This is a genomic window from Nonomuraea harbinensis (assembly GCF_019396385.1).
Taxonomy (GTDB): Bacteria; Actinomycetota; Actinomycetes; order Streptosporangiales; family Streptosporangiaceae; genus Nonomuraea; species Nonomuraea ferruginea.
Genome location: NZ_JAHKRN010000012.1, coordinates 1 through 9252, shown reverse-complemented (window position 1 = coordinate 9252; position 9252 = coordinate 1). Strand labels below are relative to the sequence as shown.

The 9252-nt window shown below is 62.1% G+C and carries 9 protein-coding genes; 3 read left to right on the top strand and 6 right to left on the bottom strand.

Features of this window, described 5'->3' with window-relative positions:
• Positions 1 to 17: 17 nt before the first annotated feature.
• Entirely contained in the window at positions 18 to 2696 is a 2679-nt protein-coding gene (locus tag KME79_RS15035; RefSeq protein WP_219544948.1) for a DNRLRE domain-containing protein, read from the top strand.
• 909 nt (positions 2697 to 3605) lie between these two features.
• Here the strand turns inward: KME79_RS15035 and KME79_RS15030 are convergent.
• The 3 genes from KME79_RS15030 to KME79_RS15020 form a co-directional block, all read right to left on the bottom strand.
• On the bottom strand, positions 3606 to 3839 hold the full coding sequence (locus KME79_RS15030) for a hypothetical protein (RefSeq protein ID WP_219544947.1): 234 nt from the start codon (positions 3837 to 3839) through the stop codon (positions 3606 to 3608).
• 117 nt (positions 3840 to 3956) lie between these two features.
• Positions 3957 to 4181, bottom strand: a complete 225-nt coding sequence (locus tag KME79_RS15025; protein WP_219544946.1) for a hypothetical protein — start codon at positions 4179 to 4181, stop codon at positions 3957 to 3959.
• Positions 4182 to 4419: 238 nt separating this feature from the next.
• Complete coding sequence (locus tag KME79_RS15020; RefSeq protein WP_219544945.1) at positions 4420 to 4935, bottom strand: hypothetical protein; 516 nt, start codon at positions 4933 to 4935, stop codon at positions 4420 to 4422.
• A gap of 387 nt (positions 4936 to 5322) precedes the next feature.
• Here KME79_RS15020 and KME79_RS15015 point away from each other — a divergent pair, with 387 nt between their 5' ends.
• Complete coding sequence (locus KME79_RS15015) at positions 5323 to 6039, top strand: HAD family hydrolase (protein WP_219544944.1); 717 nt, start codon at positions 5323 to 5325, stop codon at positions 6037 to 6039.
• On the opposite strand, the gene KME79_RS15010 is transcribed toward KME79_RS15015, so the two are convergent.
• The 3 genes from KME79_RS15010 to KME79_RS15000 form a co-directional block, all read right to left on the bottom strand.
• On the bottom strand, positions 6033 to 6728 hold the full coding sequence (locus KME79_RS15010; RefSeq protein WP_504739477.1) for an NsdA family TPR-like regulatory protein: 696 nt from the start codon (positions 6726 to 6728) through the stop codon (positions 6033 to 6035). The genes KME79_RS15015 and KME79_RS15010 overlap by 7 nt on opposite strands.
• Positions 6729 to 6974: 246 nt before the next feature.
• The gene (locus tag KME79_RS15005) at positions 6975 to 7721 is read right to left on the bottom strand and encodes a hypothetical protein (protein ID WP_219544942.1); all 747 of its coding nucleotides are present in this window, start codon (positions 7719 to 7721) and stop codon (positions 6975 to 6977) included.
• 344 nt (positions 7722 to 8065) lie between these two features.
• Positions 8066 to 8233: a transposase family protein gene (locus tag KME79_RS15000; RefSeq protein WP_219544941.1), complete on the bottom strand. Its 168-nt coding sequence runs from the start codon at positions 8231 to 8233 to the stop codon at positions 8066 to 8068.
• Between the two features lie 261 nt (positions 8234 to 8494).
• On the opposite strand from KME79_RS15000, the gene KME79_RS14995 reads away from it, so the two are divergent.
• Positions 8495 to 9025, top strand: coding sequence for a hypothetical protein (locus tag KME79_RS14995; RefSeq protein ID WP_219544940.1), 531 nt, complete (start codon positions 8495 to 8497; stop codon positions 9023 to 9025).
• Positions 9026 to 9252: the final 227 nt, after the last annotated feature.

The window sequence follows — 9252 nt, the reverse complement described above, 5'->3', positions numbered from 1 at the left end:
CGTCAGATAGGAGCTTTATGAGCACGGTCCCATTACGAGCAGCAGTCGTCGGATTCCTGATAACCCCCTTCCTCATCTCACCCCTACTCCCCAGCGCACATGCAAATCCCCCGCGGGACCTAACCACCAAGGTCGGGACTGATGTAGCCACACAACGCGGTGCTGTCGAACTTCTCGGAGCGGCCACCGAAACCGCACGCTACTGGCGACACCCTGATGGACACATCACGACAGAGCTTTGGACAAGGCCAGTCCGGGTCAAGAAAAAAGGCGCATGGGCATGGATCGACCCTACCCTCACAGCTCAGGGCGATGAAATCAGACCCAAGGTGATTAAGGGTGATCTGAAACTTCCTCATGGGGAGGATTCGGATCCTGCAACCACCTTTACCTTCACCCCCGCGCAATCTCTCACTCTGGCATGGCCTACCAGGCTTCCAAGGCCGACACTTCAGGGTAACCGTGCCACCTACACCGATGCGGCGGGATCCGGCACCGACCTCGTGGTGACCGCACTTGCCACAGGCTTTCGTTACGATCTGGTCCTACGCGAGCGGCCTACCAAGGCTCTAGAAATCAAGATTCCAGTGCGAGGCAAAAAACTTGCGCTACGCGGAGATTCCAATGGCCGCCTGCGCCTGGTCGGCGAGGGGAGCCGCAATCTCACTGTGACTGCGCAACCCATCATGCGTGGCGCCGAAGCCACCGAGAGTCGCAGCGCAGAGACGGGCAGGGTGGAAACCACCCTAATGACCGTAGATGAGAAGCAAACACTACTTCTCAAGCCAGACCAGAACTTTCTTGAGGACGCCGACACGGCGTATCCAGTGACCTTGCAATCGGCCGTCGCCGTTATTGCCACAGCAGACGCAGATGTCTGGAGCATTTCCCCAGACTCTCCGAACGGTGATGGCGCCTTCCTGAAGGCGGGGACGGAGTCGGACGGCAGCAAATCCCGGGCATATTTGAAGTTCAACTCCGCTCCCTTCGTCGGGCAGCAAATCAGCAATGTCACTCTGTCATTACTCAACATCGCCGGACCCAGTTGTGGTTCGACGGTTGGAGCCGGCATACAGGTGCGGCGTGTCACCAATCGCTGGGATCCGACCACAGTTACATGGGCGGAGCAGCCGAGCAACACCACCGAAAACGCCGTCATCAACAGAAATAGTGTTGGTGGATCATGTGCCCCGACTTCTATGAATTGGGATATAACCCCCATAGCACGCCAATGGGCGGAGGATGCCGGCAACTACGGACTCGTTCTAATGTCGCCCAATGAGAACGCAAGCGCGAACTACCGAGTATTCCCTTCATCGGAGGACACCGACTTCAATGACCCTCCCAAACTGATCGCAACGTTCACACCGATCGGCGACGCCACCACCCTTTATCCCGCTGGCCCAGATGGCGTGGAAGTGATCCAAGCTCCGGCGAATTGGGGTAGCGACATGCCTCAAATGGCCGAATCTCAGGCTCATGCCCTCAGTTCAGCCATCGACCGAGCCGAAGCCAACCCGGAAGAACTCGCCAACCCCTATGTCGACATGGTCAGTGGCCAGGTCATCGTCCCTGCCGCTACAGCGAATGGCCATAGCATCGGCTCCACGCCTTTGACAGGAACCGCTTACCTGGAGCTCGGGGGTGTCGACTGGACTCTTCCCGGAGAGTATATCGATGGCGACACCGATGAAGACTCTGAGGGCGTGATAGGTCCCAGCGAACCATATAACTTCACGCCTCAGGTGCCCAACAGTACCATCAGCTACGCCCGCCAGACATCCGTCGCCCGGGAAATCATGAACCTGAACAGCACTCAACTACCCAATGCCGACAATGTCATAGCCGCACGCATCTGGGCAGAACGCGGGCAGGTTCTGGTTACAGCGAATGCTGTCACACCTGAGCTCAGACTGGCTCTGGCTCAACGCTACGGTGTCGACTCCGTCGTGATCCGACTCGATCCGAACGCGAGCGAAATGCAGCTGCTTAATGGCGACGACAACCGACAGAACGACAGCGATGATTTCATCAACGGCGGCAGTCGCTACAGCGCCACCTCCACCCCGGGATGCACCATGGCCTTCGCCTGGAAAATTCCAGCAGGCAAACGACTGGTGACGGCGGGCCATTGCATGCCGACCGCCTACAGCTCAGTGTCGGTCACCAACGACGGCACACGATACTACGGCCAACGCGTACTAACCAACTACTCCAACGGCACCGGGACGGTACCGCTTCCCGGCCAGAACAAGTGGCTAGGTGACATTGCCCTTGTCAGTACGAATGCTCCGGTGGCACCTACTGCTTCTATCTTCATCGGCAATGCAGGGTCGAACGTTAAGAAGTCCGTGACGGGTGGTTACGGTCGGCGCTCCATAAAGAATGACTTGTTCTGCGTAGGCGGATCGGAGTCGGGACAGAGCTGTAACTGGAAGGTTCAGGACCCCAACACCTGGCGCAAGACAAACGGTGGAACAACAGACAATATCGTCGTCGGCACACGACCGAGCGGGTGCGCCCAAAATGGCGACTCAGGTGGGCCTGTATACACCTTCCGCAGTGACGGATCCGTCGTCGCGAAAGGTGTAATAGCCGCCGGCGTCAGTCCTTTCTTCGGCGACTGTGAGCTGGTGTTCACCGATATCACCACGATTCGCGAAGCCTTCGGCGGTGATGTCCTGAAGCGTAAATAGGGTAGACTCTGACACCATGTCTACTCCTCCCAGCAGGGCGCACAGGACAACACTTATCCTTATCTGTATCACAGGCACCATACTCGGAGCAGTCGGCTGCAGCTCACCCTGGGATATTCACAGAGCGAAACTGTCGTCCGACGAACGCACTCTTACAGTTGAACTGTCCTTCGGTGCGCCCGACAGCACGGGTGCCTTCTGCGAAAGGATAACGGGCAAGGGAGTGACAGAATCGTCATCCGAAGTGATCGTTGAAGTTGACGTGGATGCTTCCTGTCGCCGTAGTTGGCCCTGGGAGAAGGAGTTCACCAATCTTCCCGCACATGTCTTTCCTGTACCATTTAAGCTAGCGAACCCGCTTGGCGAGCGAGTCGTGATTGACAAGAACGACCGTCGACCAATCACGATTATCAGAGAGGCAACTGTCTCGAGATAGTTCATATGACCGCGAAGCGGCCATATGAACTATCGACCACTTTTCCATCGAGTTAACCTTCGACAAGTACTAAACCAAGGCTCGTGTACGGGTCATCCGCTGGGCCCCGGGATCCCTGACAATGGCGATGGCAGGTCGTAGACTCGTGATGACCGATCTCAACCTTTCTTTTGTCAGAGAGTTCAGGTTGGTCAGAGGGCCGGTTCTTCGTGAGTCGGCCCTCACTCCTTCCCTGGACATCTCTGGAGCAGCACGAATCCGGGCATCGTTTCTCTTGGGCGGATCCCCACGTCAAAGATCTCTGGTTCCTCGAAGACGGGCTCGCCGTTGGGGCGGCGTGCGTAGACGACTCGGCCGTAGTCCACGCCGTTCTCACGATCGAAGCTCATCCACGTGATGGCTTCTTGTTCCCCCTCCCGGAGTGGATGTTTCGAGACAGCGCGTACCGCGATCGTGCTCGGCGGTTTGAAGATCTACACCTGCGGAACGGCCAGCACCCATCGGTCGACGCCTATCTCTCGCGCCTTCTCCGCAGCTCTGGTCTCGAATGCCGCTGCTGCCGCCGTGTCACGCAGGTAGTCGTAATCGCTCAGGACGAGCTTGCGCTCGCCCTGGACCGCGACGATGGCGGGGCATTCCCGGGCCACGATGCTCTTCTCCAGACGCCGCACCACGTCCAAGAGTAGGTCCGCGGTCTCAGCGTTCATCTGGCCCTTTCCTCTACGCCTCACTCCTCAAGGTCCGGGTCGAGAGTCGTACCCGGGCAGTGAACGCTAGCAAGTTGCCGCGCCGACGCGCGATCCCTTGCGTTCAAGACGTGAGCGTCAAGGGCGGGGCCGAACGGGGTTGTAGCAATCGCCCCACACAATGCCGCCGAATGAGGGCCGGCCGACGCACAGCTTGAACACTTGGATCCGGCTGATGTACGTACGGTCGTCGTTGCAGCCGCCCTGGGGAGCGACGACGGTGTAGGTCGAAGGATCGATCGGATTCGCCGTCGCGAACTCCGCCTTGAAGCGGAGATCATCCCGGCGATCGAGATCGCACACCGTGATGGTCTTGCGATCGGAGCTGACCGTGGCCTTCCCAGCATCGCTGTAGCGAGAGACCCATGGTCCTCTGTCTGCGGCTACCGGAGATGCGACTCCTGATACCCCGAATGCAACGACTACAGCAACCAAGACAACCCGCGCCCTGCCCATTGAGGACCCCCTCCGTAGGTGCATAACAAGTACACCTACAGAGAGTAATCAATCAACCACTATTCGTTATAGTGCTCGATTGGTTCTAACGCTCGCCGGACAGCTCCACGATCACGATGTCACCAGCCGCCGCGCGCGCTCCGATCTCCGGAGCCGCGGCGCTGTCCACCACGACCGTGACCATCGTCGTGCCGTTGCGCTGCTCGACCACGCTGTCCACCAGCGCGCTGGGCGCCAGAAGACTGGCCTGCCCCGTGTGGTGGGCATGGATGATCTGCACCCGGTATCCCGGCTTCAACTCGCTCGGCACCTGACCCGGCTTCAGCGCCAACCCCACCCGCGCCTTGCCCGCGGCAAGTTTCTCGCTCGCCGTCGTGGTCATCGCCCGGGTGAGCAACGTGTGAGGAAGGATCGTCACCGCGGCCACTGTCCTGGCGATCTGCTCGCGTTCCGACCACAGCACGTACTCCCCGCCGGCGTCGGCGATCAGCGCTTCCTGCATGACCGCCGGCCGGAATCCCTCCCCCGAGCCGACCTGCTGATTGATCCGGATCACGGAGATCCGCTGATCAGCGCGTTGCACAAGCAGCGTGGTGGCCAAGGCACCTCCGAGCACGAGCAGGACCGCAAGGGCGGCGAGCCCGGGCCGTCGTGGACGTAGCATCGCAGGCAGCCCACGCTCCTTCGAAGCGGTGAACGGAGTCGCCTCACTCGTGGGATGGAACGGTCTTTCGGTCGTCGACACGATCCGCAAGTCTGGCGGAGGTAACAGGCCTTGCCCCCAGAGGGCGTGGGAAGTCATCAAGAACGTCATCCTCAGGCGTATAAATCTCTACCCGATCCTTCTGGTCACTCCACCCACTGCCTCTCCAGCCTCTGGCTCTCGCGGCGAATTTCACGCGAGAACATAAGAAAAGCGCTTATGACCTGGGAAGATAGGACTCATCCATACATGCCGAAATCACAAGATGGAGGCTAGGCTCGTACGATGAGCGCCGGGAAGACCTTGGTCCTGTGGGACATCGACCACACTCTGATCACCATCGGCGGCCTCAGCCACAACATCTACGCCGAAGCCTTCCAAACCGCGACAGGCCAGGCCATGCGCCAGCTCGCCGACATGACCGGCCGCACCGAACGCGCGATCACGGCGGACACCCTGCGCCTGCACCACATCGAGGTTTCGGCTGAGCTGCTGCACTCGTTCGGCCTCGCCCTCGCCGAGTCCTTCCTGACCTTCGAGGAGGAGATCAGGAAACGCGGCAGCGTGCTGGACGGAGCGACGGAGGCACTCGCCAGACTCGCCGACCACCCGGACGTCGTCCAGTCCGTGCTCACCGGGAACATGGAGCCGATCGCGATCGGCAAGCTCAAGGCGTTCGAACTCGACCGGTTCGTGGACTTCGACGCGGGCGCGTACGGGATGGACCACGAAGAGCGTCCCGAGCTCGTGCGGCTGGCGCAGCAACGGGCCACGGCCAAGTACGGGCACGCCTTCGGCGCCGAGAACACCGTGCTCATCGGGGACACCCCGAACGACGTCCTGGCCGGACACCTCGGCGGTGCCCGGGTTGTCGCCGTCGCCACCGGATCATGCAGCGCGGACACTCTACGCGAGGCCGGCGCCGAACTCGTCCTCACCGATCTCAGCGATACCCAGGCCGCCATTCGTGCCGTCCTGGGGGTGGCCGACGACGTTCAGTAGGACGCCCGCACCTCTTCCGCCAGCTCACGGACCTCCGGAACCTTCTTGTGAGCGGACAGGCTGTCCATGAACTCGGTGAAGCGTTCCCGTACCCGGGCCGAGCCGATGGCGACCGACATTCGGTGTGCGCTCCCGCCGATGGCCGTCGCTTGCGCTACCTCGCCCTTGCTCAGGTAGGCGGCGGCCAGCCGGACCGTGTAGTGGGCCAGGTCTCTTGCATGCTCCGGCGTTCTCGACTGTACGAGTGAGATCGTGTGCTCGATTTCCGTGATCGCCTCGCCGGCCAGCCCCAGATCAAGGAAGCAGGCGCCACGCTGGGCGAGTAGCTCTACCTCGTCGACGTAGCCGACCCATCGGGGCTCCCTCTCGCCCGCCTCCGCGTCGTACGCGGCTCGCGCCAGAGCGAGGCTGCGCTTACAAGCGTCGGCCTCGCCAAGCCGGGCATGGGCGCGTGCAGTGCGGTTATGTGCGGTTGCTCGTGCGTGTGGAGACGTGCCCACGCTGGTGAGATCGACAGCGGTACGCGCCAGAGCGAGCGCCTTGCCAGGCTGGTCGCGGTAGAGGGCGTGCAGGCTCATGTACCCGAGGGCGTGACCGGCCAGGGAAAGGTCGTCGGCCTCGTGGGCGGCGTAGATCGTGGCGGTGAGGTATCTGCTGGCCTCCGTGTGTCTGCTCGCGTCGATGGACAGCCGACCGAGGCGAGCGCCTGCTTCTTAGCTGCGCCGAGCATCTCCCTGGCCTGATCGTGCGCCAGAACTTCCCGAGCGGCGTAACCGTCTGCCATGGCGAAGACATCGCCGATCAGAGAGCTTTGTACGTAGCTGGCTTGGGATTGGTCGAGGTCAAGGACGGTCAGGCCGAGGCGCGTACGGAAGATCAGCAACTCTGCTGAGCGGTCGACGTCGTGGCAGTACTGACGGACAGCGGCGAAGGCGTCATCGGCCGAGCATCCGACCGCCCGCCTGCACAGCGCGCTCAGGCAAGCCGCGACCGCGTGTTCCCACGGCTGGGACAACGTGCTGCCGGCCACGAGCGACGTGGCGGTATCGGTGTGGCCGGCGAGACAGTGGGCCACGATGGCGGCTTGGCGGCCGTCCAGAAGCCGCTGGCCGACGCCCCGGTACTGGTCGGCGTGGGCTACCGCTCGATGCCATCGGCCCTCGCTGATGAGCGCCCGGGGTGCCTTCCGCCAGGAAGACACCCCAGAACCACTGCAGGACGGTGCGAAGATCGTCGGCCGTGCGCGTGAATGACTCGAAGGACACCCGACGGCCGTCAATGTCGGCTTCGCGGCCGGTGCTGACGGCGTGGAAGAGGGTGTCGAGCAGTTGGTAAGCGCGGGTGCCGTCGTTATCTCGGATGGCCAGCCGGGCGAGGTTGATGAGGGGCTCCAGGGCATGGCGGGCTTCGCGTGCGCCGAGCGGCCGGGCGGGCAGGTAGGCGGTGAAGTGCCGCCAGCACAGCGATCGGGCCGTGATAGGGATGCCGCAGTCGCTCGCGATCAGTGCCGCCTTGTTCAGCGCTTGCGCGGCGAGTGTGAGGTGGTCGGGGGCCGTGCGCTGGCTGGTCGCATCGGCAAGGTCGCGTACCTCGGCGATGCGGGCCTTGAGGGGCAGGCACGCTGGCCGGGGGCGGGCGACCAGAGGGAAGCGCCGTGCGATCTGCTGAAGCGAGTCGTTCATGTTCTTTCGTTCCTCGTTTCGTCCGCGACGGGGACCGTGGGGTCGCTCCCGAACACGACCTTCTTCGCGGTGTGGGCCAGGACGGCCTGGGTCGTGTAGGGCAGGCCGAGCCGGTTCCAGGAGAAGACGACATGGTGGGCCAGGGCGGCGCGTAACCCTCGGTGCAGCCGCCCATCCGCTGCGAGCGTCGCCGTCCAGGCGGGCCAGCAGCCGTCCCAGGGTGGAGGCGGCCGGCCGCGTCGTGGCCGGGAGGCCGAGTTGGATGCGCAGGGCGGGGTCGTACCCGGCGATGAACCTGGCGAGCTGTGCCAGTGATGTCGCTCCGCTGAGGACGGCGAGCATGGTTAAGGCGAGGATCGGATCGGTCCTAGCTGGTAGCGGCGTCCGCTGCGGCTGCGGGGGTCGGGCACGGTGTCCAGTACCTCGGCCAGGGTGGGCAGGTCGATGGCCGGGTCGGTGAGGGTGACGTGCTCCAGGTGGCGAGAGAGCACGTTGATCGGGGATGATGGCACGCGAACGCGGCCCCTGTTCTTGATCGACTGGCTAGACACCGACGATCATCAGGGGTCGCGTTTGTCATCTCCGCACTGGGCGCCCTCACTGGGCTACTCGGCCCAGGGGTGCAGAGTCTCACCAACCGAGAACGCAACGGTCTTGGTGTAGGGGCTTCTGATGTGGGATTCCCCAGCCACCGGCAATACCTTGACTCTGTACCGTAGCAAGCCCGATACGCTCGACTGAAACATTGGTCGACAACTGTATGCTTGTCGGCCATGGCCACGACACAAATCGGGTTCGTTCTTCACGTCCACTACCAGCAGGCTTATCTCGTCGACGCAAGCGATGAATTTCCGATTCCGGAGTCCCGCCCCAAGGATCACCCGGAGAACCCGGTCGGGATCATCCGAGCCGCAGACGGTAAAGCCTTCCTAGTCACGGGCCTACACACGGGCCCGGTCGATTTCTCCGTAGTCGTGGCCGACCACGACCCGGGAACGGACTTAGACGGATACGAAGACATCGTGGAGATCAGCTTCTGGTCCATGTCGGAGCATCTCCGCATAGCCGAGTGGTCTGGAGAAAGCGGCGACCATCCGCTCCCAGAGCTGCCCTCGGGGCCGGGGTGGTATCGACTGCGATATCACGCCGCCAACATGGACGAAGGTTCCAAGGTGAACAGTCTAGCTCCGGGGAATGCCGCCGTTGATCGCTACCTGCTGCAAATTTGGCCGCAGCCCGAGTCCTCACCGAGTGTGGTCAAAAGCACCAGCCACACCCTCACATACTGGCGCGGCGTGGAATGACGTCCTTAAGAGTAGAAACATGAGCAGGGCCTTCACCGGAAGTATGGACACCGGGTGGCTATACAGCAAGTAGCACCTTCTCGGGGCTCTTCAGATTTAGTACTCCAGCCGCATTTAGTGATCGATGAGTCGTCGCTGACGTTGGTAATGACAGCGACGGGCGCGGGCCTGATGCCGACGTCGCCACCGTGACCAGCGGATCCGATGACTGACGGGGTGCCGGGGCT

Excerpts from the sequence above, each read along its gene's own strand:
- KME79_RS15035 (WP_219544948.1), top strand. The coding sequence starts at position 18 with ATGAGCACGGTCCCATTACGAGCAGCAGTCGTCGGATTCCTGATAACC.
- KME79_RS15030 (WP_219544947.1), bottom strand. The coding sequence starts at position 3,839 with ATGAACGCTGAGACCGCGGACCTACTCTTGGACGTGGTGCGGCGTCTG.
- KME79_RS15015 (WP_219544944.1), top strand. The coding sequence starts at position 5,323 with ATGAGCGCCGGGAAGACCTTGGTCCTGTGGGACATCGACCACACTCTG.
- KME79_RS15005 (WP_219544942.1), bottom strand. The coding sequence starts at position 7,721 with ATGAACGACTCGCTTCAGCAGATCGCACGGCGCTTCCCTCTGGTCGCC.
- KME79_RS14995 (WP_219544940.1), top strand. The coding sequence starts at position 8,495 with ATGGCCACGACACAAATCGGGTTCGTTCTTCACGTCCACTACCAGCAG.